At 62.4% G+C, this 25,136-nt stretch carries 28 protein-coding genes and 1 pseudogene; 6 read left to right on the top strand and 23 right to left on the bottom strand.

The window, feature by feature from the left end:
• Position 1: 1 nt before the first annotated feature.
• The 12 genes and pseudogenes from FJ964_RS00615 to FJ964_RS00560 all read right to left on the bottom strand — a co-directional run bounded on the left by FJ964_RS00615 (position 2) and on the right by FJ964_RS00560 (position 11,984).
• Positions 2-868: a sugar ABC transporter permease gene (locus FJ964_RS00615; RefSeq protein ID WP_140548277.1), complete on the bottom strand. Its 867-nt coding sequence runs from the start codon at positions 866-868 to the stop codon at positions 2-4.
• A complete protein-coding gene (locus tag FJ964_RS00610) occupies positions 869-1,936 on the bottom strand; it encodes an ABC transporter ATP-binding protein (RefSeq protein ID WP_140498794.1) in 1,068 nt (355 codons plus the stop codon).
• A 10-nt stretch (positions 1,937-1,946) separates the two neighbouring features.
• Positions 1,947-3,026: an ABC transporter ATP-binding protein gene (locus FJ964_RS00605; RefSeq protein ID WP_140548275.1), complete on the bottom strand. Its 1,080-nt coding sequence runs from the start codon at positions 3,024-3,026 to the stop codon at positions 1,947-1,949.
• Positions 3,027-3,062: 36 nt separating this feature from the next.
• Positions 3,063-4,589: a glycerol-3-phosphate dehydrogenase gene (glpD, locus tag FJ964_RS00600; RefSeq protein ID WP_140498798.1), complete on the bottom strand. Its 1,527-nt coding sequence runs from the start codon at positions 4,587-4,589 to the stop codon at positions 3,063-3,065.
• A 124-nt stretch (positions 4,590-4,713) separates the two neighbouring features.
• Positions 4,714-5,481 carry a DeoR/GlpR family DNA-binding transcription regulator gene (locus tag FJ964_RS00595; RefSeq protein WP_140515319.1) on the bottom strand — a complete coding sequence of 256 codons (768 nt, stop codon included), beginning with the start codon at positions 5,479-5,481 and terminating at the stop codon, positions 4,714-4,716.
• 127 nt (positions 5,482-5,608) lie between these two features.
• Complete coding sequence (locus tag FJ964_RS00590) at positions 5,609-7,018, bottom strand: aspartate aminotransferase family protein (RefSeq protein ID WP_140548273.1); 1,410 nt, start codon at positions 7,016-7,018, stop codon at positions 5,609-5,611.
• A 99-nt stretch (positions 7,019-7,117) separates the two neighbouring features.
• Positions 7,118-7,849, bottom strand: a complete 732-nt coding sequence (locus FJ964_RS00585; protein WP_140548271.1) for a peptidase — start codon at positions 7,847-7,849, stop codon at positions 7,118-7,120.
• Between the two features lie 32 nt (positions 7,850-7,881).
• Positions 7,882-8,676, bottom strand: coding sequence for a transglutaminase family protein (locus FJ964_RS00580; protein ID WP_140548269.1), 795 nt, complete (start codon positions 8,674-8,676; stop codon positions 7,882-7,884).
• A gap of 7 nt (positions 8,677-8,683) precedes the next feature.
• Positions 8,684-9,625, bottom strand: a complete 942-nt coding sequence (locus FJ964_RS00575) for an alpha-E domain-containing protein (protein WP_140548267.1) — start codon at positions 9,623-9,625, stop codon at positions 8,684-8,686.
• Between the two features lie 60 nt (positions 9,626-9,685).
• Positions 9,686-9,999 (bottom strand): annotated as a pseudogene (locus FJ964_RS00570) (four helix bundle protein).
• Between the two features lie 164 nt (positions 10,000-10,163).
• On the bottom strand, positions 10,164-11,576 hold the full coding sequence (locus tag FJ964_RS00565; RefSeq protein ID WP_181172323.1) for a circularly permuted type 2 ATP-grasp protein: 1,413 nt from the start codon (positions 11,574-11,576) through the stop codon (positions 10,164-10,166).
• Positions 11,577-11,747: 171 nt separating this feature from the next.
• On the bottom strand, positions 11,748-11,984 hold the full coding sequence (locus FJ964_RS00560) for an Lrp/AsnC family transcriptional regulator (RefSeq protein ID WP_010909609.1): 237 nt from the start codon (positions 11,982-11,984) through the stop codon (positions 11,748-11,750).
• Between the two features lie 261 nt (positions 11,985-12,245).
• Between FJ964_RS00560 and FJ964_RS00555 the strand changes: the two genes are divergently transcribed.
• Positions 12,246-12,665 (top strand): DUF4864 domain-containing protein, encoded by a 420-nt coding sequence (locus tag FJ964_RS00555; protein WP_140548263.1) that lies wholly within the window; start codon positions 12,246-12,248, stop codon positions 12,663-12,665.
• 4 nt (positions 12,666-12,669) lie between these two features.
• Here FJ964_RS00555 and tgt read toward each other — a convergent pair whose 3' ends face one another.
• The 7 genes from tgt to coaD all read right to left on the bottom strand — a co-directional run bounded on the left by tgt (position 12,670) and on the right by coaD (position 17,247).
• Positions 12,670-13,800, bottom strand: coding sequence for a tRNA guanosine(34) transglycosylase Tgt (gene tgt / locus FJ964_RS00550; RefSeq protein WP_140548261.1), 1,131 nt, complete (start codon positions 13,798-13,800; stop codon positions 12,670-12,672).
• Positions 13,793-14,062, bottom strand: a complete 270-nt coding sequence (locus FJ964_RS00545) for a hypothetical protein (RefSeq protein ID WP_140548259.1) — start codon at positions 14,060-14,062, stop codon at positions 13,793-13,795. Before FJ964_RS00545 ends, tgt begins: the two co-directional genes overlap by 8 nt.
• Positions 14,052-15,140, bottom strand: coding sequence for a tRNA preQ1(34) S-adenosylmethionine ribosyltransferase-isomerase QueA (gene queA, locus FJ964_RS00540; RefSeq protein WP_140548257.1), 1,089 nt, complete (start codon positions 15,138-15,140; stop codon positions 14,052-14,054). The genes FJ964_RS00545 and queA overlap by 11 nt, the downstream gene beginning before the upstream one ends.
• Positions 15,140-15,589, bottom strand: a complete 450-nt coding sequence (locus FJ964_RS00535; RefSeq protein WP_140515312.1) for a DMT family transporter — start codon at positions 15,587-15,589, stop codon at positions 15,140-15,142. The genes queA and FJ964_RS00535 overlap by 1 nt, the downstream gene beginning before the upstream one ends.
• A 12-nt stretch (positions 15,590-15,601) precedes the next feature.
• Complete coding sequence (locus tag FJ964_RS00530) at positions 15,602-16,114, bottom strand: peptidylprolyl isomerase (protein ID WP_140548255.1); 513 nt, start codon at positions 16,112-16,114, stop codon at positions 15,602-15,604.
• Between the two features lie 27 nt (positions 16,115-16,141).
• Positions 16,142-16,636, bottom strand: coding sequence for a peptidylprolyl isomerase (locus FJ964_RS00525; RefSeq protein WP_224661293.1), 495 nt, complete (start codon positions 16,634-16,636; stop codon positions 16,142-16,144).
• Between the two features lie 110 nt (positions 16,637-16,746).
• Positions 16,747-17,247 carry a pantetheine-phosphate adenylyltransferase gene (gene coaD, locus FJ964_RS00520; RefSeq protein WP_140498825.1) on the bottom strand — a complete coding sequence of 167 codons (501 nt, stop codon included), beginning with the start codon at positions 17,245-17,247 and terminating at the stop codon, positions 16,747-16,749.
• Positions 17,248-17,440: 193 nt separating this feature from the next.
• Between coaD and FJ964_RS00515 the strand changes: the two genes are divergently transcribed.
• The gene (locus FJ964_RS00515) at positions 17,441-17,593 is read left to right on the top strand and encodes a hypothetical protein (protein WP_140548251.1); all 153 of its coding nucleotides are present in this window, start codon (positions 17,441-17,443) and stop codon (positions 17,591-17,593) included.
• A gap of 68 nt (positions 17,594-17,661) precedes the next feature.
• Here FJ964_RS00515 and gyrA read toward each other — a convergent pair whose 3' ends face one another.
• On the bottom strand, positions 17,662-20,460 hold the full coding sequence (gene gyrA / locus FJ964_RS00510; RefSeq protein WP_140548249.1) for a DNA gyrase subunit A: 2,799 nt from the start codon (positions 20,458-20,460) through the stop codon (positions 17,662-17,664).
• Positions 20,461-20,643: 183 nt separating this feature from the next.
• The gene (locus FJ964_RS00505) at positions 20,644-21,474 is read right to left on the bottom strand and encodes an AraC family transcriptional regulator (RefSeq protein WP_140548247.1); all 831 of its coding nucleotides are present in this window, start codon (positions 21,472-21,474) and stop codon (positions 20,644-20,646) included.
• An 87-nt stretch (positions 21,475-21,561) separates the two neighbouring features.
• Between FJ964_RS00505 and FJ964_RS00500 the strand changes: the two genes are divergently transcribed.
• Entirely contained in the window at positions 21,562-22,098 is a 537-nt protein-coding gene (locus FJ964_RS00500; RefSeq protein ID WP_140548245.1) for a hypothetical protein, read from the top strand.
• A gap of 324 nt (positions 22,099-22,422) precedes the next feature.
• Entirely contained in the window at positions 22,423-23,052 is a 630-nt protein-coding gene (locus FJ964_RS00495) for a MarC family protein (protein ID WP_140498833.1), read from the top strand.
• A 5-nt stretch (positions 23,053-23,057) separates the two neighbouring features.
• Here FJ964_RS00495 and FJ964_RS00490 read toward each other — a convergent pair whose 3' ends face one another.
• Both FJ964_RS00490 and FJ964_RS00485 read right to left on the bottom strand, forming a co-directional pair.
• On the bottom strand, positions 23,058-23,483 hold the full coding sequence (locus FJ964_RS00490) for an OsmC family protein (protein ID WP_140548243.1): 426 nt from the start codon (positions 23,481-23,483) through the stop codon (positions 23,058-23,060).
• A gap of 75 nt (positions 23,484-23,558) precedes the next feature.
• Positions 23,559-24,080: a single-stranded DNA-binding protein gene (locus tag FJ964_RS00485; protein ID WP_140548241.1), complete on the bottom strand. Its 522-nt coding sequence runs from the start codon at positions 24,078-24,080 to the stop codon at positions 23,559-23,561.
• A 236-nt stretch (positions 24,081-24,316) separates the two neighbouring features.
• Here FJ964_RS00485 and FJ964_RS00480 point away from each other — a divergent pair, with 236 nt between their 5' ends.
• Entirely contained in the window at positions 24,317-24,631 is a 315-nt protein-coding gene (locus FJ964_RS00480; RefSeq protein ID WP_140548239.1) for a metalloregulator ArsR/SmtB family transcription factor, read from the top strand.
• Entirely contained in the window at positions 24,628-25,131 is a 504-nt protein-coding gene (locus tag FJ964_RS00475; RefSeq protein WP_140548237.1) for an SRPBCC domain-containing protein, read from the top strand. Before FJ964_RS00480 ends, FJ964_RS00475 begins: the two co-directional genes overlap by 4 nt.
• Positions 25,132-25,136 lie beyond the last annotated feature (5 nt).

Raw genomic sequence — 25,136 nt, 5'->3', positions numbered from 1 at the left:
ATCAGCGCTCCGCGTCGTAGTTGGTCATGACGGTGTAGAACACCCACGACAACAACAGGATGATCAGGAAGTAGACCAGCGACATCGCCGCCGCCGGACCGAGGTCGAACTGTCCGAGCGCGGTCTTGACGAGGTCGATCGACAGGAAGGTCGTCGAATTGCCCGGACCGCCGCCGGTGACGACGAAGGGTTCGGTGTAAATCATGAAACTGTCCATGAAACGCAGCAGCACGGCGATCAGAAGCACGCGCTTCATCTTCGGCAATTGGATGTAGCGGAACACCGCCCAGCGCGAGGCGCCATCGATCTTGGCCGCCTGGTAGAAGGCGTCGGGGATCGAGACCAGGCCGGCATAGCAGAGCAGCACGACGAGGCTGGTCCAGTGCCAGACGTCCATGATGATGACGGTAACCCAGGCGTCGAACGGATCCTGCACGTAATTGAAGTCGATGCCGATCGCGTTGACGTAGTAGCCGAGCAGGCCGATATCGTTGCGGCCGAACACCTGCCAGATGGTGCCGACGACATTCCACGGGATCAAGAGCGGCAGCGCCATCAGCACCAGGCAGACCGGCACGCCCCAGCCCCTTTTGGGCATGTTGAGGGCAATGAAAATGCCGAGCGGCACTTCGATCGCCAGGATGATGAAGGAGAAGATCAGGTTGCGCACCATGGCTTCCCAGAAGCGATCGGAATGCAGCAACTCCTCGAACCATTCGGTCCCCGCCCAGAAGAAGACGTTGTTGCCGAACGTGTCCTGTACCGAGTAGTTGACGACGGTCATCAGGGGGATGACGGCCGAGAACGCCACCAGCACGAGCATCGGCAGCACGAGGAACCAGGCCTTGTTATTCCAGGGCTTTTCCATTTACGCCCCCATCTCGACACGCCAGGAATCGGCGTAGATGTTGATTCCGGCCGGATCGAACCGCACTTTTGGATCGGCGGGAACGGTTTCGTCCTCGCCGATGACGGCGGCGATCTCGCGGCCTTCCAGACTGGCCCGCACGACCTTGTGGCGGCCCACATCCTCGACCTTGCTGACGTGGACGGCCATGCCATCGCGGCCAAGCCTGACATATTCAGGACGGATGCCGAGTTCGACGACGCCGCTTCCGGCCTTCGGCGCGCCTGGCAATTGGATGCGCTGGGAGCCAAGCGTCGCCGTCTTGCCATCGATCGCTACCGGCATGACGTTCATGCCGGGCGAGCCGATGAAGTAGCCGACGAAGGTGTGGCGCGGCCGCTCGAACAGCTCGGCCGGCGTGCCGATCTGCACGATGCCGCCATCATACATGACCACCACCTGGTCGGCGAAGGTCAGCGCCTCTGTCTGGTCGTGCGTGACATAGACCATGGTGTAGCCGAAGCGGCGGTGAAGCTGCTTCAACTGCGAGCGCAGCACCCACTTCATGTGCGGGTCGATGACGGTCAGCGGCTCGTCGAACAGGATCGCATTGACATCCGAGCGCACCAGTCCGCGGCCGAGCGAGATCTTCTGCTTCTGGTCGGCGGTCAGGCCCCTCGCCTTCTTCCTGGCCCAGTCTGCCAGGTCGATCATGTCGAGCGTCTCGCGCACCTTGCGGTCGACGTCGGCCTCCGGAACGCCGCGGTTGCGCAGCGGGAAAGCCAGGTTGTCGTAGACGGTCATCGTGTCGTAGATGACCGGGAACTGGAACACCTGGGCGATGTTGCGCTCCTGCGTCGACAGTCGCGTGACATCCCTGCCGTTGAACAGCAATTGGCCGTGCGAGGGGTGGAGCAGGCCGGAAATGATGTTGAGCAGCGTGGTCTTGCCGCAGCCGGATGGGCCTAGCAGCGCATAGGCGCCACCGTCCTCGAAAGTGTGGTGCACCTCCCGCAGTGCGAAATCCGCATCGGTACGCGGGTTCGGCAGATATGAGTGCCTGACATGGTTGACGTCGATGCGCGCCATCGTTTTCTCCTCAGGCCGCCAGCTTTGCCGCGGCCACGGCGACGCCGTGCTGGTCGAAAACCATGATGTGACGCGGGTCGATGAACACTTCGACCACGTCGTCGGTCTCGAAATCGCGGATGCCATGGGTCAGCATCACCCAGCGCGCGTCGGCGAAATCAAGATGGATGAAGCTTTCCGAGCCGGTGATCTCGGTGATGGTGACCTTTGCCCGCACCGGCACGGCTCTCGCATTCGGCCGCTCGAGCGACAGTTGGTGCGGCTGGAAGCCGATCGTGTAATTGCCGTCGGCAATGCCGACAAGTTCCGGCGGCACCGGCAGCTTGACGCCGCCCTCCAGCAGGAAATCGGGCCCGTTCTTGGCCAGCACGATCGTGTTGAGCGGCGGATCGGCGAAGGTCCTGGCCGTCACCAGGTCGACCGGTTTGCGGAACACCTCGATGGTCGGGCCGAACTGGGTGATGCGGCCTTGCGACAGCGTCGCCGTGTTGCCACCGAGCAGCAGCGCCTCGTGCGGTTCGGTCGTGGCATAGACGAAGATGGTGCCGGCGGCGGCGAAGATCCTCGGCAGTTCTGCGCGCAATTCCTCGCGCAGCTTGTAGTCGAGATTGGCGAGCGGCTCGTCGAGCAGCACCAGGCTTGCGTTCTTGACGATGGCGCGCGCCAGCGCGGTGCGCTGCTGCTGGCCACCGGACAGGCTGAGCGGCGTGCGGTCCAAATAGGGCGTCAGCTTGAGCAGGGCAGCGGCTTCACGCACCTGACTGTCGATCTTGGCCTTCTCGACGCCCGCTACCCGCAGTGGCGAAGCGATGTTTTCGTAGACGCTCATCGCGGGGTAGTTGATGAACTGCTGGTAGACCATGGCGATCTTGCGCTTTTGAACAGGCTGTCCGGTGACGTCCTTGCCGTCGAACCAGACCGAGCCGGAAGTCGGCGCGTCGAGGCCGGCCATCAGCCGCATCAGGCTGGTCTTGCCGGACAGCGTCGGCCCGAGCAGCACGTTCAGCGAGCCATGCTGGAGCGTCAGCGACACGTCGCGGATATGCTCCACCGCGCCGACCGTCTTGGTGACGTTCCTCAGTTCCAGCATGATGCCTCCTCCCAGGCCTTGTGCATCAGCAGCCCTTCATTCCGCGGCCGCGACGTGGCGGCGGCTTATGCCGCGCATGAATTCATCCAACGCCGCCGTCTGCTCGCGGCTGAAATGCAGGCCGCGCTTGGTCCGGCGCCACAGCACATCTTGCGATGTGACGGCCCATTCGTTCTCGACGAGGTAGCGCACCTCGGCCTCGTAAAGGTCGGCGCCGAAATTGCGGCCGAGGTCGGCATTCGATTTGGCAAGGCCAAGCAGCATCTGCGCGCGCGTGCCGTAGAGCCGCGTGAGCCGGCGCGCCAAACGCTGGTCGAGAAAGGGATAGGCGCTCTTCAGCCTCGCCACTTGCGCATCAAAACCGGTCGCCGCGAAATCGCCGCCCGGCAGCGGCGCATTTGCCGTCCACGGCTTGCCGCGCCTGCCGAGAAAGCCTTCGATCTTCTCCAGCATCGATTCCGACAGCCGGCGATAGGTGGTGATCTTGCCGCCGAACGTGTTGACGATCGGGGCTGTGCCCTCGCCGCCATCGGCCTTCAGCACATAGTCGCGTGTCGCCTCCTGTGCCTTCGAAGCGCCATCGTCGTAGAGCGGACGCACGGCCGAATAGGTCCAGACGATATCCGAGCGCTTGACGGGTTGGGCGAAATACTCGCTTGCCGCCGCGCAGAGATAGTCGATCTCGGTGTCGCTGATCTTCACGTCGTGCGGATCGCCGGGATAGTCCTGGTCGGTGGTGCCGATCAGCGTGAACTCGTCCTCGTAAGGAATGGCGAAGATGATGCGGCCATCCTTGTTCTGGAAGAAATAGGCGCGCGGATCGTCGAATTTCTTCGCGATGACGATGTGACTGCCCTGCACGAGGCGGACATTGTGCACATCGTTGAGGCCGACGACGCCGGAAAGCACATGATCAACCCAGGGGCCGGCGGCATTGACCAGCAGCCGCGCCTTGACCTCTTCGGTCTCGCCAGTCCGCAGATTTTCGATCCTGATCGTCCACAGCCCGCCTTCGCGGCGCGCCCCGACCACCTTGGTGCGGGTGCGGATGGTCGCGCCCCGGTCGGCGGCGTCACGCGCGTTCAGCGTCACCAGCCGCGCATCGTTGACCCAGCCATCGGAATATTCGAAGGCCTTCTTGAACAATGGTTTCAATGGCTTGCCGGCAGGGTCGGTAGCCATGTCCAGGGTCCTGGTCGCCGGCAGCAATTTGCGCCCGCCAATGTGATCGTAAAGGAAGAGGCCGAGCCTGATCAGCCAAGCCGGACGCAGGCCCTTGGCATAGGGCAGCACGAAGCGCATCGGCCAGATGATGTGCGGCGCGTTCTTCCACAGCACCTCGCGTTCCATCAGCGCCTCGCGCACCAGGCGGAATTCGTAGAATTCGAGATAGCGCAGGCCACCATGGATCAGCTTGGTCGAGCCTGAGGAGGTTCCGCTGGCGAGATCATCCATCTCGGCCAGAAATACCGAAAACCCGCGGCCGGCGGCATCACGGGCAATGCCGCAGCCATTGATGCCACCGCCTATGACGAAAATGTCACGGATCGAAGATGCGTCCACCAATTCCTCCAGCAATTTCGCAATGCACCATTTGGCTCTTTTGCGAAACCGTGGCGGGATTATTTCGAACTCATAACGAATGTCAAACGAAATATCACAAGCCCGTGAAAGCGCTCCAACATCCTCAATCGAGCGAGGTTTCGATCAGTTGAACCTCGGCCTCCTGGCAGATCTTGCGCACCGAGGGGATATCGCAGCGGTCGGTGATGAAGGTGTTGACCTGCGACAGATGGCCGATGCGAACCGGCGCTGTGCGCTCGAATTTGGTCCGGTCGGATACCAGGATGACGTGCCTGGCATTGGCGATGATGGCTTGCGCGACCTTGACCTCGCGGAAATCGAAATCGAGCAAGGCGCCGTCATGGTCGATTGCCGAGGCGCCGATGACGGCGTAGTCGACTTTGAACTGCCTGATGAAATCCACCGCCGCCTCGCCGACAACGCCGCCATCCGAGCCGCGGACCACCCCGCCCGCGATCACCACCTCAATTGAAGGATAGATGCGCATCCTGTTGGCAACATTGATGTTATTGGTGATGACCATGAGGCCGCTGTGGTCCAGCAGCGCCTTGCTGACCGACTCCGTCGTGGTGCCGATGTTGATGAACAACGAGGCGTTGTCCGGGATCAGCCTGGCGGCGGCGCTACCGATCGCCTCCTTCTCCTCGGCGGCGATCTTGCGCCTGGCTTCGTACTCCATGTTCTCGATGCCGGAAGGAAACAGGGCGCCGCCATGGATGCGCGACAGCAACCGCTGGTCGCAAAGATCGTTGAGGTCCTTGCGGATGGTTTGCGGCGTGACGTTGAAGTGGGTGGCCAGATCGTCGACCAGAACGCGGCCATGATCCTTGGCCATTTGGACGATTTCGGCATGGCGCGGCGACAGATACATCTGAAGACCTTCTGCTTTCGTTTTTCTTGACCATAGACGAAAACGAAAGCAATGAAAAGGCGTGAGCCGGCTAATGGAAACTGCATGATAGCAAAGGCAAACTTCGTCGCAGTTCGACTCAGCCGGTTCAGGTTAGTCCGCGCGCGATTTCGGTGATGGAGGCAAAAGCCGAATCGACATCCGCCGCGGTCGCCTCGAACTGGCCGACCTGGAAGCGGATGGCGACGCGCCCGTTCACCCTGGTCTGTGTCAGGTAGATGCGTCCGTCATCATTGATCGCATTGACCAGCCGGAGATTGTGTTCGTCGGCATCGGCTCCCTCCGCCTTGTGCCGGAACGAAAACAGCGACAGCATCGGCTCGGTGACGATCTCGAAATCCGGCTCGCTGGCCAGGCGCGCTGCCAGGCCTTCGCTCCAGGCGACGTGGTTGCGGATCATCGTGCGCAGGCCTTCCAGCCCATGCGCGCGCAGCAGGAACCACAGTTTCAGCGCGCGGAAGCGGCGTCCGAGCGGCACCGACCATTCGGAATAGTTGATGATGCCGTCATGACCGTGCGTCTTCAGATAATCCGGCTTGATGGCGAGCGTCCTGACATGGCTTTCGGGGTTGCGCAGGAACTGAATCGAGCAATCGAACTGTGCGCCCAGCCATTTATGCGGGTTGAAGACGATGGAATCCGCCTGCTCCACACCAGCCCAGAAATGCCGGTATTCCGGGCAGATCATCGCCGATCCCGCCCAGGCGGCATCCACGTGAAGATAGACCCCGTGGCGTTTGGCGATCGCGGCGACGCCGGCGATATCGTCAGTGCCGCCAGTGCTGGTGCCGCCGACGCAGGCGATGATACCCGCGGGCAGCAGTCCTGCCTTCTTGTCGGCGACGATCGCCGCCTCGAGGGCCGCTATGTCCATGGCGCGAAAGCGGCCGGCGACTGGAATGCGCACGAGATTGTCCTCGCCAATGCCGGCCACCCAGATCGCCCGGTCGATCGAGGTATGCACCTGATCCGACGAATAGATGCGCAACCGCGCCTGCCCCGCCAGGCCCTTTTTGTTGCCTTGCCAGTCGAGCGCGCGTTCGCGCATCGTCAGCACCGCCGCCAGCGTCGCCGAAGAGGCAGAATCCTGGATGACGCCGGAAAAGCCTTCCGGCAGGCCGAGCGCCTGGCGCATCCAATCGACAGCCCGCGTTTCGAGCTCTGTCGCCGCCGGCGAGGTCTGCCACAGCATGCACTGCGCGGCCATCGCCGAGACCAGATACTCAGCCACCACAGAAACTGGTGCCGCGTTGGCCGGAAAATAGGCGAAGAAGCGGGGATGCTGCCAATGCGTCATGCCCGGCACGATCTTCTCCTCGAAATCGGCGAAGATCCTGTCCATCGGCTCCGCGTCTTCGGGCGGCGACGCTTCTATGCTCCTGAATATGTCGCCGGGCTCGATCCGCGGCCGCACCGGGCGCTGGCGCAGCGTTTCGCGGTAGTCGGCGCCCCAGTCAGCGGCCCGCCGCGACCATTGCCGGAAATCATCACTGTTCATCCTGTCCTCCCGACATGATCGCTTCACCAGCGCCCTTCGCCCCGGTTGTCAAAAACCACTGTTAAGCATTTGCAGCCACCGGAGAAATCCGGCGCGTCCTTATCCCGGAAAATCCGGCAGACTGGCAAACGCCGTCTTCAAGGCGCTCGACCAGCCCTCGGAGATCGTGCGGTAGTACGGGTCGTCATGGCCGATCCGCTTCTTCAACCCGACCTGGAAGGCGTCCTTTTCCAGGAAAAGCAGATCCAGCGGCAGCCCGACCGACAGGTTCGACTTCAGCGTGGAATCGAACGACACCAGAAGCAGCTTCACGGTCTCCGCCAGACTCATAGACCGTTCATAGGCACGGATGATGATCGGCTTGCCGTATTTGGTCTCGCCGATCTGGAAAAAGGGCGTGTCATCCGTCGATTCGATGAAATTGCCCTCGGGATAGATCATGAACAGGCGCGGTGCGCTGCCCTTTATCTGGCCGCCCAGGATGAAGGAGGCGTTGAAGTAGGAATCGGCCTTGTCGCCGGCGGGCGAGGAATGGGCGATGACGTCCTTGACGGTTTCGCCGACCAGCCGCACGGTCTGGTACATGGACGGCGTTTCGAGCACTGCCGCGTGGCGATCCGCCACTGCTTTCGGGCGCTCGTCGAGCATGCTGATCACGGCCTGCGTCGTCGCCAGATTGCCGGCCGACATCAGCACGATGACACGCTCGCCGGGCTCTTCCCAGACATGCATCTTCTTGAAGGTGGAGATCGAATCCATGCCGGCATTGGTGCGCGTGTCCGACATGAACACGAGCCCCCGATCGATCTTGAGGCCGACGCAATAGGTCATGATTACTCTTCCGGCGGTCAATCCTTGCGGGATTACTGCTCTACCGTGACCGTGACCGCAAGCTGTTCTTCCGCCTGCCCAAGCCGAATTCCCGAAACCGGCGAGGCGTCGCGATAGTCGCGGCCGATGGCTACCTTCACATAGCGTTCATCGGGAGAAATACCGTTGGAGGCGTCGAAAGCAACCCAGCCGAGGCCCTGGACATGCGCTTCGGCCCAGGCGTGGCTTGCGGCCTGCTCTACGGCGGCGTCCATCATCAGATAGCCGCTGACATAGCGGGCCGGAAAACCCATGGCGCGCGCGGTGGCTGCAAATATGTGGCTATGGTCCTGGCAAACTCCGGTTTTCAGCCCCAGTGCCTCCTCCGCCGGTGTCGACGCATTGGTGGCGCCCGGCGTGTAGGCGACCCGCTCGGAGATGATCGCCATCAGACTGTGCAGTCTTTCGATGTCGGTGCCCTTGCCGGCCGTCTCGGCGAGTGTGCGAATGCCGTCGCCGATCATGGTCAAAGGCGTCTCCTGTGCGAACAGCCAGAGCGGCGCAAAGCCCTGATGCGGCCCGCAAACGCCCGATGTATCGCGCGTCACGACTTCGCCCGATGCCTCGACCGTAATGAAATCATGGTCACCCTCGACGCTCAACAATCGGGTGTCATTGCCGTAATGGTCGGTAAATCGCACTTCCTCGCGCGCGCCGTCCACCTTCAGGTCCCAGGACAGCACCGTCTGCGTCCGCCCGCTCACCGGAAGCAGCCGTAGCCGCTGCAGCAGGTAATGCACCGGTGCATCGTAACGGTATTCGGTCCGATGGGTGATCTTGAGCCGCATGGCCTCCTCAATAGAACCTGTAGTCCTGCGCGATCTCGTCGCCGAGCCTGGTGTTGTCGCGAATGAAGCCGGCAAGGAATTCGTGCAAACCGGCGTCGAAAATATCTTTGATCGAGCCTGCCCGCAGCATGGCCTGGGTTTTTTCCGCCGTCGCATGGCAGGCATGGCGCTCGCCATAGTCGTCGCCGAGGAACTTCAGGTGCTCGGCCAGGAAGCGATAGCAGAAGGTCAGCGATCGCGGCATGCGCACGTTGAGGATCAGGTAGTCGGCGATGTTGGTCGGCTTGTAGTCGGCATCGTAGACCCAGCGGTAGGAGCGGTGCGCCGATACCGAGCGCAGGATCGATTCCCACTGGTAATTGTCGAGCGTCGAGCCGACCCAGGAGATCGACGGCAAAAGCACGTAGTACTTCACGTCGAGGATGCGCGCCGTGTTGTCGGCGCGCTCGACATAGGTGCCGAGCTGCGAGAAATCGAATATCTCGTTGCGCAGCATGGTGCCATAGAACGAGCCGCGGATCAGCGCCGTTTCGCGCTTGATCGCATCGAGCACGCTTGGCAGGTCACGCTCGTCGATCGGCCTTGCCAGCATGCGCTTCAGCGCCATCCAGGCCTCGTTGATGCTTTCCCAGGTCTCGCGCGTCAGCGCGGTGCGCACCATGCGGGCATTGTTGCGTGCCGTCTCGATCGACGACATCGTACTCGACGGGTTCGACGCATCGCGCAACAGGAAGTCGGCTACATCGGCCGCCGTATAGTCCTGGTATTTCTGCGTGTAGGCGACGTCGGAGCCGGCGCTGAGCAGCACCGAATTCCACTCTTCCGACGCGCTCTGGGTGCGCGTCAGCGCCATGCGCAAACCGGCATCCACCAGACGTGCCATGTTTTCCGCACGCTCGATATAGCGGTTCATCCAGTAGAGCCCGTTGGCGGTGCGGCCGAGAAGCATGTCAACGTGCCCCGATGAGCGAATAGCGAATAGCGAGTAGCGAATAGCGCAAAGAAATTTTCATGATTTCTGTTGCAGGCTCCTGATCATCGAACGCAGCATCTTCCCAATTTCGTCAGTCTGGCCAAGCAAGTTGGTGGCCTCCGCTTCGATCATCAATCCTACCTCCCCACACAGGATGATATGTGTCTCCAACTCCTTTAAGGAGCCTGTGCCACGCGAAGAAACTGAATGAAGGCTCCTGTACTTTCTCGTCCATGACCTTCAGCGACGTTCGTTGCGATGGAAGCCGCCGAGCGTCGTATCTGAGAGGTCATTCCGTATACTTCGCTGTTCGGAAAGCCTTTCGTGGCCGCGTAGCAATTCACTGCCAACGCTAGGGCCGCCTTCCAAACAATAAGGTCCCTGTAGGAATTAATCGTTGTCGTATCCCCTCTTTCCCCATTTCCTACTTCCTACTCCCTACTTCCCTATTCGCTACTCCCTATTCGCTACTCCCTACTCCCTACTCCCTACTCGCTACTCGCTATTCGCTCTTTCAATCATCCAGCACCCAGGTATCCTTCGTGCCGCCGCCTTGCGAGGAATTGACCACCAGCGAGCCCTCCTTGAGCGCGACGCGCGTCAGCCCCCCCGGCACGATTTGGATACGGTCGGAGACCAGCACATAGGGCCTTAGGTCGACATGGCGCGGGGACAGGCCCTTTTCGGTCAGGATCGGACAGGTCGAGAGCGCCAGCGTCGGTTGGGCGATGTAATTGGACGGCTTGGCCTGCAGCTTCTTGGCAAAATCCTGGCATTCCTTCTTGGTCGCCGCCGGTCCGACCAGCATGCCGTACCCGCCGGAGCCATGCACTTCCTTGATCACCAGCTCATCAATATGTTCGAGCACGTATTTCAGGCTGTCCGGCTCGGAACAGCGCCAGGTCGGGATATTGCCGAGGATCGCCTTGCGGCCGGTGTAGAATTCGACGATCTCGGGCATGTAGGAATAGATCGCCTTGTCGTCGGCGATGCCGGTCCCCGGCGCATTGGCGATCGTGATGTTGCCGGCGCGGTAGACATCCATTATGCCCGGCACGCCAAGCGCGGAATCCGGCCGGAAGGTCAGCGGATCGAGGAAGGCATCGTCCACCCGGCGATAGAGCACGTCGATCTGCTTGTAGCCTTCGGTCGTGCGCATCGCGACATGGCCATCGACCACGCGCAGATCCTGTCCCTCGACCAGTTGCACCCCCATCTGATCGGCCAGGAAGGCATGTTCGAAATAGGCGGAGTTGTAGCTGCCGGGCGTCAGCACGGCGATGGTCGGCGTGCCCTTGGCGTTCTGCGGCCGCACCGCCGCCAGCGACTGGCGCAAAAGCTGCGGATAGTTCTCCACCGGCCGCACCTTGATCTGTTGGAACAGCTCGGGGAAGAGCTGCATCATCGTCTCGCGGTTTTCCAGCATGTAGGAAACGCCCGACGGGGTGCGCGCATTGTCCTCCAGCACGTAGAACTCGTTTTCGCTGATGCGCACGATGTCGACGCCGATGATGTGGGTGTAGACGCCCGCGGGCGGCCTGACCCCGATCATCTCGGGCAGGAAGGCTTCGTTCCTGGCGATCAGGTCGCGGGGAACACGTCCGGCCCGCAGGATTTCCTGACGGTGATAGATATCGTCGAGAAAGGCGTTCAGCGCCTGCACGCGCTGCTCGATGCCTTGCGTGAGGCGGCGCCACTCATTGCCAGAAATGATGCGCGGAACGATGTCGAAGGGGATAAGTCGCTCGGAGGCTTCCTGCTCGCCATAGACGGCGAAGGTGATGCCGGTTTTGCGGAAGACGCGTTCGGCGTCCTGCATTTTCTCGGTAAGCCTGGCCGGGTCCTGCTCTTTCAGCCAGCGATCGTAAGCCGAATACGGTCTTCTAAGTCCGGAGACCTCCGGAAGCATTTCATCGAACGCTGCCAATCGCATACTCCCCTGTCACGCCATTTCACTGGCGCCGCTGGAGAAAATCAAGCGCAATCGGTGATTTGAGGAATGCGGGCGATCAGTATGTCGCCCCTGCCTAAAATTGAGGCAGCTGAAATACGGGCTTGGTCAGGCTTTGCCTCATGCTCGGGCAAATGCGCTCCGACGCTAGAAGGCGCGAAAGGTGACGACGGTGAACGTGTCCTTGATGCCGGGGAGAATCTGCACCTTCTCGTTGACGAAGTGGCCGACATCCTCCTCGTCGTCGACATAGAACTTGGCGAGCAGGTCGTAATTGCCGGCAGTGGAGTAGATTTCCGAGGCGATCTCGGCATCGGCGAGCGCGCTGGCAACCTCATACGACTTGCCAAGCTCGCATTTGATCTGCACGAAAAACGCCTTCATGGCTTCGCCCTGCTAAACGTCCAATCCAAGCGGCCCTTCTGGCAGACTGGAGGCGGGCTTTCAAGCACTGGAACGGTACTTAGCCAGTTCGGGGCGTTGGCCACGCTCCCGCAATTCCGCCAAGGCTGCCTGGACTTCGTCCCGCGACAACACTGAATATTCGCCGCCGGTGAAACCCTGAAGCGCCACCAAACGTATGTTAGGATGCCTGCACGGCAGGATTTTTCGAAGGCAAGTTCTCGAAAGACAACGGAAACAGCTATGCGCCGCACGTTTTTCGCATTCGCATTCGTTCCTCTCTTCCTGCCGTCGTCGGTGTTTGCCGGCGAGGCTGAGGTCAAGGCGGCGCAAGCGGCCATTGACGGCCAGCTGAAAGCGTTCCTCGCCGACGACGGCGCCACCGCCTACAGCTTCGCCGCACCAAACGTGAAGCGGATCTTCCCGACCGTCGACACCTTCATGAACATGGTGACCAACGGCTACGCGCCGGTGCGCAACCCACGGAGCTACTCGTTCGGCAAGGTCGAGGGGACGGGTCCGACCTCGATCATCCAGCAGGTGCTGATCGTCGGCCCTGACGGCAAGGACTACGAAGCTGTCTACACGTTGGAGCGACAGCCCGACGGCACGTTCCAAATCACCGGCTGCAGCCTGCGCGCGTCGAATTCGCTGAGCACCTGAACCGTCACAGCGCCGGGATATCGCCCCTCGCCCAGCCCTCGGTAATTTCGGCAGCGCGTGCCTCGAAAGTGCCGGTCTCGATCGCGGCGCGTATGTCCTGCATCAGCTTCTGATAATAGGACAGATTGTTCCAGGTCAGAAGCATCGCACCGAGCGCCTCTTGCGAGCGCACGAGATGGTGCAGGTAGGCGCGGGAATAATCGCGTGCCGCCGGGCAGTCGCTTTCCTCGTCGAGGGGGCGCGGATCGTCGGCATGGCGGGCGTTGCGTAGATTGACCTTGCCGCGCCTTGTATAGGCAAGCCCATGCCGGCCGGCCCGCGTCGGCATTACGCAGTCGAACATGTCGATGCCGCGCGCCACCGATTTCAAGATGTCGTCCGGCGTGCCGACGCCCATGAGATAGCGGGGTTTGTCATCAGGCAGTTCCGGGCAGGTGATGTCGAGCATGTCGAGCATGACCGCCTGCGGTTCACCGACGGCAAGGCCGCCAACCGCATAGCCTTTCAGATCCATCGCGCTCAGCGCTTGCGCAGAACGCACGCGCAAATCCGCATTGTCGCCGCCTTGCACGATGCCGAACATCGCCTTGCCGGGTTGGTCGCCGAACGCCGTCTTGCAGCGCTCGGCCCAGCGCAGCGACAATTCCATGGCGCGCTCGATTTCCTTGCCCTCCGCGGGTAAAGCGGTGCACTCGTCGAGCTGCATCTGGATGTCTGAATCGAGCAGGCCCTGGATCTCGATCGAACGTTCCGGCGACATTTCGTATGCAGCGCCATCGATATGGGAGCGGAAGGTGACGCCCTTCTCGGTCAATTTCCGAAGCTTCGACAGCGACATCACCTGGAAGCCGCCGCTGTCAGTCAGGATCGGATGCGGCCAGCGGGCGAATTCGTGCAGGCCGCCGAGCTTCGCCACACGTTCGGCGCCGGGCCGCAGCATCAGATGATAGGTATTGCCCAGGATGATATCGGCGCCGACGCCGCGCACCTGATCCATGTACATCGTCTTGACCGTGCCGCCGGTGCCGACCGGCATGAAGGCAGGCGTGCGGATTTCGCCGCGCGGCATGCTGATCAGGCCGCGCCGCGCCTTGCCTTCGGTCGCCAGCACCTTGAAGGTGAACGTCTCAGCCATTGAATTCCTTGTCGTGTGCCGGTGCGCCCGGAGCCTGTTCGTCCAGCGACTGGCGATAGTGGATGCAGCCGCGCATGAATTTTGGCCAGGGCGGCACGGCGATTGCCGGATCGATCTTCTCGGGCAGCAGCTCCCACAAATCGGGGTGATGCCAGCAAAGATCGTGCCCCGATGCATCGCGATGCTGGCGAATGCCGGCGCGCAATTTTTTGACTTCGGCGATCAAACTGTCGCGGTCCAGCCTGTCGAGGTCATCGTCCATCGCTCATCTCCGCTCGATAAAGCAGGCTTGCATCTCCGTAGGAGTAGAATCTGTAATCGTGCTCAATGGCATGCGCATAGGCGGCGCGCATCGTCTCGAGGCCGCTGAACGCCGAAACCAGCATGAACAGCGTCGAACGCGGCAGATGGAAATTGGTCATCAGCATGTCTGCGGTGCGAAAACGGTAGCCGGGCGTAATGAAGATATCGGTCGGCCCGGACCATGCAGCCAGCACGCCATCCTCTCGTGCGGCGCTTTCCAGCAGGCGCAGCGACGTCGTACCGACGGCAATGACGCGCCCGCCCCTCGCCTTCGCCGCATTCAACGCGTCGGCAGTTGCCTCGCTGACCGAGCCCACCTCCGCATGCATCTTATGGTCGGCGGTGTCGTCCGCCTTCACCGGCAGGAACGTGCCGGCGCCGACATGCAAGGTGACGAAGCGGCGCTCGATGCCCTTGGCGTCGAGCGCGGCAAACAGCTCGGGCGTGAAATGCAGGCCGGCCGTCGGCGCTGCGACGGCGCCTTCCTCCCGGGCATAGATGGTCTGGTAGTCGGCCCGGTCGCGCTCGTCGTCGTCGCGCTTCGAGGCGATATAGGGCGGCAGCGGGATGTGGCCGACCGCATGCAGCGCCTCGTCGAGGAAAGGGCCCGACAGGTCGAAACCGAGCAGCGCCTCGCCCGCCTCGCCCTTTTCGATCACCGTGGCGTCAAGCTGGCCGAGGAAACAGGAATTGCCGTCATGGCCGAAATGGATGCGGTCGCCGACGGCAACGCGCTTGCCCGGCCGCATGAAGGCCAGCCAGCGGTCCGGCGCCACCCGCATGTGCAATGTGGCTTCGACCTGCGCCGCCGCCTCGCCGCGCCGCCTGATGCCCTTGAGCTGCGCCGGAATGACCTTGGTGTCGTTGAAGACCAGCACGTCGCCGGCCTGGAGCAGGGAAGGCAGGTCGCTGACCGTCCGGTCCGAAACCCCCTCGCCCGGCCTGACCACCAGCATCCTGGCGCTGTCTCGCGGCTCTGCCGGGCGAAGCGCGATACGGTCTTCCGGCAGGTCGAAATCGAACAGATCGACACGCATCAGAAGAGCCTGATAAGCAGCGCCCCGGCCAGAAGCAGCACCGCGCCGGCCACGCGGCCGAGCGAGATTTCGCGAACCGCGACGCCGAGGAACCCGACGCGGTCGATCAGCATGCCCGCCAGCAACTGGCCTGCCACCAGGAACGCCATCAGGGCGGCGGCGCCGATGCGTGGCGTCAGGATGGTGGATAGCGTGACGTAGAAGCCGCCCAGCATGCCGCCGGCGATGAACAGCCAGGGCGCGGGCGCCTTCCAGTCGAGCGAGATGCCTTGCAGTCTCACCACCGCGACGGCAATGATGCCGAGCACGATGGCGCCCGACAGGAACGAAAACGCAGCCGCCGCGACCGGGAGCCCCAGGCCGCGCGCCAACTGCGAATTGATCGGCGCCTGAATGGCTATGAAGGCGCCGGACAGGATGCCGAGAAGCGACCAGACGACGCCCATCATTGTCCCGTCGCCTTACTTGACGTCGGCCGCGACCTTCAACGACACGATCTTGTCGGGATCCTGCACCGGCTCGCCGCGCTTGATCTTGTCGACGTTGTCCATGCCTTCGATGACCTGGCCCCAGACCGTGTACTGGCGATTGAGGAAGGCTGCATCGTCGAAGCAGATGAAGAACTGCGAATTGGCCGAGTTCGGATTCTGCGAGCGCGCCATCGAGCAGGTGCCGCGGCCGTGGTTGGCATTTGAGAATTCGGCCTTGAGATCCGGCTTGTCGGAACCGCCCATGCCCGCGCGAGAAGGCGCGAAAGAGGGCTTGCTCGAATTGCCGAACTTGACGTCGCCGGTCTGCGCCATGAAGCCCTCGATGACGCGGTGGAAAACCACTCCGTCATAGGCGCCTTCGCGTGCCAGTTCCTTGATACGGGCGACATGGCCGGGCGCCAGGTCGGGAAACAGTTCGATGACGACCTCGCCCTTGGTCGTTTCCATGATGAGCGCGTTTTCGCGATCCTTGATGTCGGCCATGTCTGATATCCTTTTCAAAAAACAGAACTATTTGTCGGCGGCGATGCGCACCTTGATCATCCGGTCGGGATCGGTGACGGTGCCGTTGTCGGCCTCGTCGCCCTTCTTGATGTGATCCACCAGTTCCATGCCGCTGACCACATTGCCGACGATGGTGTACTGGCCGTCGAGCGGCGGCGCCGGCGCGAACATGATGAAGAACTGCGAGTTTGCGGAGTTCGGATCCTGCGAGCGGGCCATGCCGACCACGCCGCGCTTGTAGTGCTCGGTCTGCGAGAATTCGGCCGGCAGGTCCGGCAGGTCGGAGCCGCCGGTGCCGACGGCCTGGGGGTTGAAGCCCTTGTTCATGTTGCCGAATTTGACGTCGCCGGTCTGCGCCATGAAGCCGTCGATAACCCGGTGGAAGGCGACGTTGTCATAGGCATGCTCACGCACCAGCTTCTTGATCTGCGCGACATGCTTGGGCGCGAGATCGGGACGCAGCGCGATGGTCACGTCGCCGTCCTTCAACGTTATGATCATGGTGTTTTCCGGGTCGGCGGCATAGGCCGAGACCGATGCGGTCACAAGACCGGCAAGCACGATGAGGAACGAGGCGAGCTTTTTCAGCTGCATGGTCTTCTCCGAGAAACCTATTTTGCGAATTTAGCGGTGAGCGCACCGGCAACGGCGGCCGGCACGAAGGGGCGGATGTCGCCGCCCATCGAGGCAATCTGGCGGACAAGTGTGGCCGTAATGGTGCGCACCGAGGGGCTGGCGGGCAGAAAAACCGTCTGCAGCTCAGGCGCCATGGTTTCGTTCATGCCGGCCATCTGCATCTCATAATCGAGATCGGTGCCGTCGCGCAGGCCGCGGATCATGATCGAGGCGCCCTGTTTCCTGGCCGCATCGATGACCAGCCCGTCGAAGGCGACCACCTTGATGCGCGTGCCGTCGCGGCCGAATTCGGCCTTGGTCGCGGCCTCGATCAGTTCGACCCGTTCCTCGAAGGAAAACAGCGGCTTCTTGCCGGGATGGATACCGATCGCCGCATAGACGATGTCGGCCACGGCCAGCGACGCCTTCAGCACGTCGAGATGGCCGTTGGTCAACGGGTCAAAGGAGCCGGCATAAAGGGCAATGCGCTCGGTCATGCCGGTGCTTCTAACGGGCGCGCGGACGGAAGGCAAATCTCATTGATGCGATCCCCGTGAACCTTTTGCCGGGATGAACGACAGATGAATGCGCCGATCACGAACGCTTCACGCAGCGTTCACTACCTTGCCCCTTTAAGAAGATGAAACCAAAGTCCCATTTAACCGTTGTAAGGCGCAGGAGAACACGCAAATGCTGATCTACATGCTCGCCACCGCAATGACCGTCGCCATGCTGATCGCCACCGTATTTGGGCTGCATCAGGAGGCCCAGCGCGTCCGCATCAAGACCAACGCCAAACGCTTCGAAGGGTTCGGCCCCCGCAAGCCGTACCGTCACTACTGAATTTGCCCGAATTTGTTGCGACGCGCCGGCCGATCGGCCGGCGTTGCCATGTCTGGGCCAAGCCAGACTTATTGCGCGTCTTCCGGGCCGGCATCCGCCGTCGGATCGATCTCGACACCAACCTCGACGATTTCTTCCTCGTCCGATTGCGGCTCGGAAATCCGCTCGACCGAAACCACCTTCTCGCCTTCCGCCGTGTTGAAGATGGTCACGCCCTTGGTGGCGCGGCTGGCGAAGCGGATGCCGTTGACCGGCACCCGGATGACGGTACCCCCATCCGACACCAGCATGATCTGGTCGTCATTGCCGACCGGGAAAGTCGCCACCAGCCTGCCGATCTCGGCCACCTTCGACACATCGGTGGCGCGGATGCCCTTGCCGCCGCGTCCTGTCAGACGGAAATCGTAGGACGACGAGCGCTTGCCATAACCGAATTCGGTGACCGTCAGCACGAACTGCTCATGCCCTTTCAACTCTTCATAGCGGAGATCTGGAAGTTCAGCTTCTTCGCCAACCTCTTCATTGGTCAGCGTGATCTCTTCCTCTTCGCCAGTTGCGATGCCCGCCGCGAGACGCCGTTCGGCGGCCGAACGCTTGAGATAGGATGCGCGCTCGCCGGGCGATGCCTCGACATGTTCGATCACCGCCATCGAGATCACCCGGTCGGTATCGGACATGGCGATGCCGCGCACGCCGACCGAATTGCGGCTCTGGAAGACGCGCACGTCACTGACCCGGAAGCGGATGCACTGGCCGGAGCTGGCAGTCAGGAGCACATCGTCATTGTCGGTGCAGGTCTCGACGCCGAGGATCTCGTCGCCCTCCTCCTCCAGCTTCATGGCGATCTTGCCGTTGCGGTTGACCTGGACGAAGTCGGAGAGCTTGTTGCGGCGCACCGTGCCGCGCGTGGTGGCGAACATCACGTCGAGCTCGCCCCAGCTCGTCTCGTCCTCCGGCAGCGGCATGATTGTGGTGATGCGCTCGCCCTGCTCCAGCGGCAGCATGTTGATCAGCGCCTTGCCGCGCGACTGCGGATTGCCGATCGGCAGGCGCCAGACCTTCTCCTTGTAGACGATGCCGCGCGAGGAGAAGAACAGCACCGGCGTGTGCGTGTTGGCCACGAACAGGCGGGTGACGAAATCCTCTTCCTTGGTCGACATGCCCGAGCGGCCTTTGCCGCCGCGGCGTTGCGCCCGGTAGAGCGACAGCGGCACGCGCTTGATGTAGCCGGAGTGGCTCACCGTCACGACCATGTCCTCGCGCTGGATCAGGTCCTCGTCTTCCATATCCGCGCCGCCTTCGCTGAGCTCGGTGCGGCGCGGCGTGCCGAATTCGTCGCGCACGGCCGCGAGCTCGTCCTTGACGATCTGCTGGACGCGGGCGCGGGACGACAGGATATCGAGATAATCGACGATCTCGGCGCCGATCGTGTTCAACTCGTCGGCGATTTCGTCGCGGCCGAGAGCGGTCAGGCGCTGCAAGCGCAATTCAAGAATCGCGCGCGCCTGTTCCTCGGACAGATTGTAGGTGCCGTCCTCGTTGATGCGGTGGCGCGGGTCGTCGATCAGCAGGATCAGCGATTCGACGTCGCCGGACGGCCAGCGCCGCTCCATCAACTGCTCGCGCGCCGTCTGCGGGTCCGGCGCGGTGCGGATCAGCTTTATCACTTCATCGATGTTGGCGACGGCGATTGCGAGGCCGACCAGCACATGGGCCCGGTCGCGCGCCTTGCGCAGCAGGAACTTCGTGCGCCGGGTGACCACCTCCTCGCGGAAGGACACGAATGCCCTCAGCATGTCGGTCAGCGTCAGCAGTTCGGGCTTGCCGCCATTCAGCGCCACCATGTTGGCGCCGAAAGAGGTTTGCAGCGGAGTGAAGCGATAGAGCTGGTTAAGGATGACGTCGGCCACGGCGTCGCGCTTCAGCTCGACGACGACCCGATAGCCTTGGCGGTCGCTCTCGTCGCGAATGTCGGAAATGCCCTCGATACGCTTGTCGCGCACCAGTTCGGCCATCTTCTCGATCATCGACGACTTGTTCACCTGGTAGGGAACTTCGGTGATGATGATCGATTCGCGGTCATTGCCGCGCGCCTCGATGTTGACCTTGCCGCGCATGACGATGGAGCCGCGGCCGGTCGAATAGGCGCTGTAGATGCCGGAGCGGCCGAGCACGATGCCGCCGGTCGGGAAATCCGGCCCCGGAATGATTTCCATCAGCACCGGAAGGTCGATGGCCGGATTGTCGATGATGGCGATCGCGGCGTTGCAGACTTCCCCCAGATTGTGCGGCGGGATGTTGGTGGCCATGCCGACGGCGATGCCGCCCGAGCCATTGACCAGCAGATTGGGAAAGCGCGCCGGCAGAACCTTCGGCTCGCTGCCGGAAGCATCGTAAGTATCCTGGAAATCGACCGTATCCTTGTCGATATCCTCCAGCAGTTCATGCGCGACCTTGGTCAGCCGCGACTCGGTGTAGCGCATGGCCGCCGGCGGATCGCCGTCGATCGAGCCGAAATTGCCTTGCCCGTCGATGAGCGGCACGCGCAGTGACCAGTCCTGCGCCATGCGCACCAAGGCGTCATAGATCGAGGCGTCGCCATGCGGATGGTATTTACCCATCACATCGGCGACCGGGCGCGCCGACTTCACATATTTGCGGTTCCAGTGATAGCCGCTCTCATGCGCGGCGAAGAGAATGCGGCGATGCACCGGCTTCAGGCCGTCGCGCACGTCGGGCAGCGCGCGGCTGACGATCACGCTCATGGCGTAATCGAGATAGGAGCGCTGCATCTCCTCGATAATCGATATCGGCTCGATGCCGGTGGGGCCGCCGTCGGCGCCGCGCGGTGTTTTTTGGTCGGTCAAATCGGATCACAATCTAAACAGGAATCACTTGCCGTATATATAGGAAGCGCGGCCGAAACTCCAATGTCGCCGGCACTTTTCCAGTGTCGGTTTTGGCGGTGATTTCAAAAGGATACCGGTGATTGCGACGATATGGCCGAGATGCTTTTCGGAGCCGTCGACGCAGAGGCCCGCCATCTCGTGTCAGCGCCGGCCCGCGCGGCGGGCGCGATAGCCACCGGGTGTCTCCCCCATTTCGCGCCGGAAGCGGCGATTGAAGGTCGACAGGTCCCCGAAGCCGGCCTCGAAGGCGACGGTCGAGATCGCCGCGTCCGAAGCGCAAAGCCGCACCGCCGCCCGGTGCAGCCTGGTCCTCAGCAGAAACCGGTAAGGCGTCATGCCGGCAACCTGCCGGAATGTGCGTAGGAAATGATACGGACTGGTCGCCGTCTCCCGGGCCAGCACGGCCAGCGAAAGTGGCCGGTCGGCATCGATCTCGATACGCCGAACCGCCTTTGCGACCCGTTTCTGGTCGCGGCGGCTGGGTGTCCGCGCCACCTTGGTGGGCCCTGAGCTCGCGGCGACCACCGCCCCGGCAATGCGCAAGCCAAGTTCCTCGAAGGCGGCGGTTTCGCCCACATCGCGCGCGGCCTCCGCTTCGGCCAGCAGCGGCATCAGCGCCGGCAAGGGCGGCAGGCGCGGCGTCTCGAAGGCCAGCGCCCTGGCGCCCGGCACGCCTTCAACGATCCGTTCCATATAGGCTGGACTGAAATGGAAGGAGAGGCAGCGGTCGCCGGCGCCGTGCTCGTGGCCGCATTCGTAGCATGTGCCGGGATTGCCCAGCAGCACCGCGCCTGGCGCGAGCATCGCGGTGCCCTGGCTGGCCCGGTAGCGGAAGGTGCCGCTGGTCACCGCGGCGATGCAGAACGTCCGGTGCTCTTCCTCGAACGGCCGGTCGCCGGCGCCTGCCGTGCACACCACGTCCGACACCTGCCAGCCTGGTCCCGAGGCAATGACCCTGTCGCTCGTCGTCATGGCCCGAAAGATAGCAATTTTTCCCAAGCGCAGAACCCCGCCCCGGCCTATCGCTCGCAGTCTCCTGACAGCATGAAGGCACCAGCCATGACCAACCAGCCCACTTTTACCGAAGTCCTTCATTGCGACGGGCCCGCCCCCGGCCTTGCCGAGAACCTGGATCTCTACGGCCGCTTTGTCGGCGCCTGGACTTTCGATGCCAGCCGTCATCTCGAGGACGGGACGGTGTTGACAGGGCGCGGCGAGGTGCATTTCGGCTGGGTACTGGAAGGCCGCGCGATCCAGGACGTCTGGATCCTGCCCGCACGCGATGCCGGCCCTTCGCCTTCCCTCGGCAAATGGACGTTTTATGGCACGACCTTGCGCGTCTACGATCCCGGCGCAAACGCCTGGCATATTTTCTGGAGCGATCCGCGCAATCAGTATTACAGCCGTCAGCTCGGCCGCGCCGAAGGCGACACGATTGTCCAAGTGGGCGCCGACGGCACCGGCTCCTCGGTACGCTGGAGCTTTTCGCGGATCACGGAAAATTCCTTCCGCTGGCTCGGCGAGCGCTCGCACGATAATGGCGCGACATGGCGGCTCGAAGTGGAGTTTCTGGCGCGGCGCATGGGTGGAAATTGATCATCTTGAACGCCGTAGCGATACGAAATGAGAGCCGTAGCGATCCTTCGCGCCCCCTCTGGCCTGCCGGCCATCTCCCCCACGGGGGGAGATTGGCAGCTTAAGCGACGGCACCCTTCCTGCAACGTTTGAGATAGGCGAAAGCGGCGATTACAGCCGATCTCCCCCTTGTGGGGGAGATGGCCGGCAGGCCAGAGGGGGCGCTGCCCGCCAGCACTAAAAGGTTGAACTTCCAGTCATTCGCTGTCCCTGCAGTTCCCACCGACTGGGCTTTGCTCTACCAATGCAACTGGTGCGGGCTCGGCCCGGCGGGAGGGGTGAGAAATGCCGAGTTTCGACAGCCTGTTCAACGCCTTCGTCACCATTCTGGTGACCATCGACCCGCCGGGGCTGGCGCCGCTGTTTCTGGCGATAACACGCGGCATGAACCGCGAGGAGCGCCAGCAGGTCTCGGTCCGTGCCTCGGTCATCGGCTTCCTGGTGATGGCGCTGTTCGCGGTTGCCGGCGCTTCGATCCTGTCGGTGTTCGGCATCACGCTGCCGGCCTTCCGCGTCGCCGGCGGCTTCCTCTTGTTCTTCATTGCTTTCGAAATGGTGTTCGAGCGCCGGCAGGACCGCAAGGAGAAGATCGGCGACGTCGCCATCACCAAGGACATGATCCACAACATCGCCGCCTTCCCGTTAGCGATCCCGCTGATCGCCGGCCCCGGCGCGATTTCGGCGACTGTGCTGCTCTCAGGCTCGTTTCAGGGTTTTGGCGCCCAGGCGGCACTGGTCGGCATCATCTTCGTCTGCCTCGCCATCACCTATCTGGTGTTCGTGCTGTCGGAGCGCATAGACCGCATCCTCGGCCAGACCGGCCGTTCGATCCTGACCCGCCTGCTCGGCGTCATCCTGGCCGCCCTTGCCGTGCAGTTCGTGGCCGATGGCATCAAGGCACTGATGGCCTCGTAGGCCGCTTATTTTGCGGTCGTATCGATGACTTCAAAGTCGTGGGTAATCGTCGCCGTCTTGGCCATCATGGCCGAGGCCGAACAGTATTTTTCGATCGAGAGATCGATCGCCCGCTTCACCTTGTCGTGCGACAACGCCCTGCCTTTGACGATGAAATGCATGTGGATGCGGGTGAACACCTTCGGGTCGGTTTCGGCCCGGTCGGAATCGAGCTCGACCACGCAATCCTCGACCGCCTCGCGCCCCTTTTCGAGAATATGGACGACATCATAGGCCGAGCAGCCGCCGGTGCCGATCAGCACCAGTTCCATCGGGCTCGGCCCCGGCGTTCTCCCTTCAGGGCCGAACGCGGTCCCCAGCACGACCTTGTGACCCGTGCCGGATTCGCCGACGAAGGTGCGCTCCTCGACCCACTTTACCCGTGCTTTCATTGAATGTGTCTCTCGCTGGAATCCATCGGCCGGCGCGCTCGCCGCGTGCCGGTCATGCTATGATTTATCTGTCTCTCAGAACGGGATTTCGTCGTCCAGCTCGCGCGAAGAACCGCCGCCGCCACCGCCCTTGGGACCACCGCCGCCGCGGCTAAAACCTTCGTTCGGACCGGACTGGCCGAAGTCGGAACCGCGGCTGCTGCCGCCGCCGGAATAACCGCCGACCTGGCCGCCCTCGCCCTGGCCGCGCGCGTCGAGCATCTGCAGCTCGCCGCGGAATCTCTGCAGCACGACTTCCGTCGTGTATTTGTCGGCACCGGTCTGGTCCTGCCATTTGCGGGTCTGCAACTGGCCCTCGACATACACCTTCATGCCCTTTTTCAGGTACTGCTCGGCAACCTTGGCGATGCCTTCATTGAAGATGACGACATTGTGCCACTCGGTTTTTTCCTTGCGCTCGCCGGAATTCTTGTCGCGCCAGCTTTCCGACGTTGCGATGCGGATGTTGACGACCGGCTCGCCCGAATTCAGGCGGCGGATCTCCGGGTCCGCTCCGAGATTGCCGACCAGAATGACCTTATTGACGCTACCCGCCATGATACTTCTCCGCGCTCGTCCGAAACAAATTTTTGTCGCAGCACCTTACAGCTTGCGCACACCCCTTGCCTGCTGTGGCTGCCTTTTCCCACAAGGTTTTTGTTCTCTTTTCGTTCCTATATGCATCGCCGCTCATTGTCAAGGATTGGCAGCAATGCCGCAGCAGCCCGCTCCCTCTCATATGGGCCGCAAAAGACCGCTTGCCAAACCGATAAGTATCGACTTATGCTTTTGCCATGATCGAAGCGGAAATTTTCCGGGCGCTGGCTGACCCCACCCGACGCGCCGTCTATGAACGCCTCGCCACCAGCGAGATGACGGTGTCGCAACTGCGCACCGGCATGACGGTGTCGCAGCCAGCTGTGTCGCAGCACCTGGCCGTGCTGCGCGGCGCAGGGCTGGTGGTCGAGCGGCGGGCGGGCCGCAACGCCTATTACCGCGCCGATCCGCAAGGGCTCGATCCGCTGCTCGGCTGGATCGAACGCTACCGGACGTTCTGGCCCGAACGCATCGAAAGACTGAAGACGGTTCTCAAGGACATGGACCAATGACGCACGCACCAGTGACCGACGAAAGCCATGCGCGGACCGCCCCCGACGCGATCGAGTTCGAGTGCGATCTTCCCGAGCCGCCGGAAAAGGTATGGCGGGCGCTGACCGTGCCCGAATTGCTTGCGGCCTGGATGATGCCCAACGACATCAATCCTGAGATCGGCAGCAATTTCGCCTTTGCCGGCCCCGAAGCGCCGATCGAATGCGAGATCCTCGATGCCGAGCCCGGAAAAAGGCTTCGCTATACCTGGCGGGAACAGCCGCGGCCGGACGAGAAACGGAACCCGCTCGACAGCATCGTCACCTTCACGCTCGCCCGCACCGTTTCGGGCGGCACGCATCTGCATATTATCCATGAAGGCTTTGCCCGTGCGGCGACATCCGCCGCCGGGCCCATGGTGACCATGGCAGGCGCCGGCTGCCGGCTTTCATTCGCTGCGCGTGGCTCCGGCCGCCGCCCCGCAGCCAATTCATTTTGCCTTCTGCAGCGCGCCGCTTGACTGGC

The sequence above is a fragment of the Mesorhizobium sp. B2-3-2 genome, assembly GCF_006442295.1.
In the GTDB taxonomy this organism is placed as follows: domain Bacteria; phylum Pseudomonadota; class Alphaproteobacteria; order Rhizobiales; family Rhizobiaceae; genus Mesorhizobium.
This window is presented reverse-complemented; position numbering and strand designations above follow the sequence as displayed.

Coding starts and splice junctions, on each gene's coding strand:
- FJ964_RS00585 (WP_140548271.1), bottom strand. CDS start 7,849: ATGACCTATTGCGTCGGCCTCAAGATCGATCGGGGGCTCGTGTTCATG.
- FJ964_RS00595 (WP_140515319.1), bottom strand. CDS start 5,481: ATGTATCTGTCGCCGCGCCATGCCGAAATCGTCCAAATGGCCAAGGAT.
- FJ964_RS00505 (WP_140548247.1), bottom strand. CDS start 21,474: ATGACGACGAGCGACAGGGTCATTGCCTCGGGACCAGGCTGGCAGGTG.
- FJ964_RS00575 (WP_140548267.1), bottom strand. CDS start 9,625: ATGCTTCTCGGCCGCACCGCCAACGGGCTCTACTGGATGAACCGCTAT.
- FJ964_RS00615 (WP_140548277.1), bottom strand. CDS start 868: ATGGAAAAGCCCTGGAATAACAAGGCCTGGTTCCTCGTGCTGCCGATG.
- FJ964_RS00530 (WP_140548255.1), bottom strand. CDS start 16,114: ATGGCCGACATCAAGGATCGCGAAAACGCGCTCATCATGGAAACGACC.
- FJ964_RS00500 (WP_140548245.1), top strand. CDS start 21,562: ATGACCAACCAGCCCACTTTTACCGAAGTCCTTCATTGCGACGGGCCC.
- FJ964_RS00560 (WP_010909609.1), bottom strand. CDS start 11,984: ATGAAGGCGTTTTTCGTGCAGATCAAATGCGAGCTTGGCAAGTCGTAT.
- FJ964_RS00605 (WP_140548275.1), bottom strand. CDS start 3,026: ATGCTGGAACTGAGGAACGTCACCAAGACGGTCGGCGCGGTGGAGCAT.
- queA (WP_140548257.1), bottom strand. CDS start 15,140: ATGCGTGTCGATCTGTTCGATTTCGACCTGCCGGAAGACCGTATCGCG.
- FJ964_RS00545 (WP_140548259.1), bottom strand. CDS start 14,062: ATGGACGATGACCTCGACAGGCTGGACCGCGACAGTTTGATCGCCGAA.
- FJ964_RS00590 (WP_140548273.1), bottom strand. CDS start 7,018: ATGAACAGTGATGATTTCCGGCAATGGTCGCGGCGGGCCGCTGACTGG.
- FJ964_RS00495 (WP_140498833.1), top strand. CDS start 22,423: ATGCCGAGTTTCGACAGCCTGTTCAACGCCTTCGTCACCATTCTGGTG.
- FJ964_RS00480 (WP_140548239.1), top strand. CDS start 24,317: ATGATCGAAGCGGAAATTTTCCGGGCGCTGGCTGACCCCACCCGACGC.
- FJ964_RS00525 (WP_224661293.1), bottom strand. CDS start 16,636: ATGATCATAACGTTGAAGGACGGCGACGTGACCATCGCGCTGCGTCCC.
- FJ964_RS00490 (WP_140548243.1), bottom strand. CDS start 23,483: ATGAAAGCACGGGTAAAGTGGGTCGAGGAGCGCACCTTCGTCGGCGAA.
- FJ964_RS00485 (WP_140548241.1), bottom strand. CDS start 24,080: ATGGCGGGTAGCGTCAATAAGGTCATTCTGGTCGGCAATCTCGGAGCG.
- FJ964_RS00535 (WP_140515312.1), bottom strand. CDS start 15,589: ATGATGGGCGTCGTCTGGTCGCTTCTCGGCATCCTGTCCGGCGCCTTC.
- FJ964_RS00555 (WP_140548263.1), top strand. CDS start 12,246: ATGCGCCGCACGTTTTTCGCATTCGCATTCGTTCCTCTCTTCCTGCCG.
- tgt (WP_140548261.1), bottom strand. CDS start 13,800: ATGGCTGAGACGTTCACCTTCAAGGTGCTGGCGACCGAAGGCAAGGCG.
- FJ964_RS00475 (WP_140548237.1), top strand. CDS start 24,628: ATGACGCACGCACCAGTGACCGACGAAAGCCATGCGCGGACCGCCCCC.
- FJ964_RS00580 (WP_140548269.1), bottom strand. CDS start 8,676: ATGCGGCTCAAGATCACCCATCGGACCGAATACCGTTACGATGCACCG.
- FJ964_RS00610 (WP_140498794.1), bottom strand. CDS start 1,936: ATGGCGCGCATCGACGTCAACCATGTCAGGCACTCATATCTGCCGAAC.
- FJ964_RS00515 (WP_140548251.1), top strand. CDS start 17,441: ATGCTGATCTACATGCTCGCCACCGCAATGACCGTCGCCATGCTGATC.
- coaD (WP_140498825.1), bottom strand. CDS start 17,247: ATGACCGAGCGCATTGCCCTTTATGCCGGCTCCTTTGACCCGTTGACC.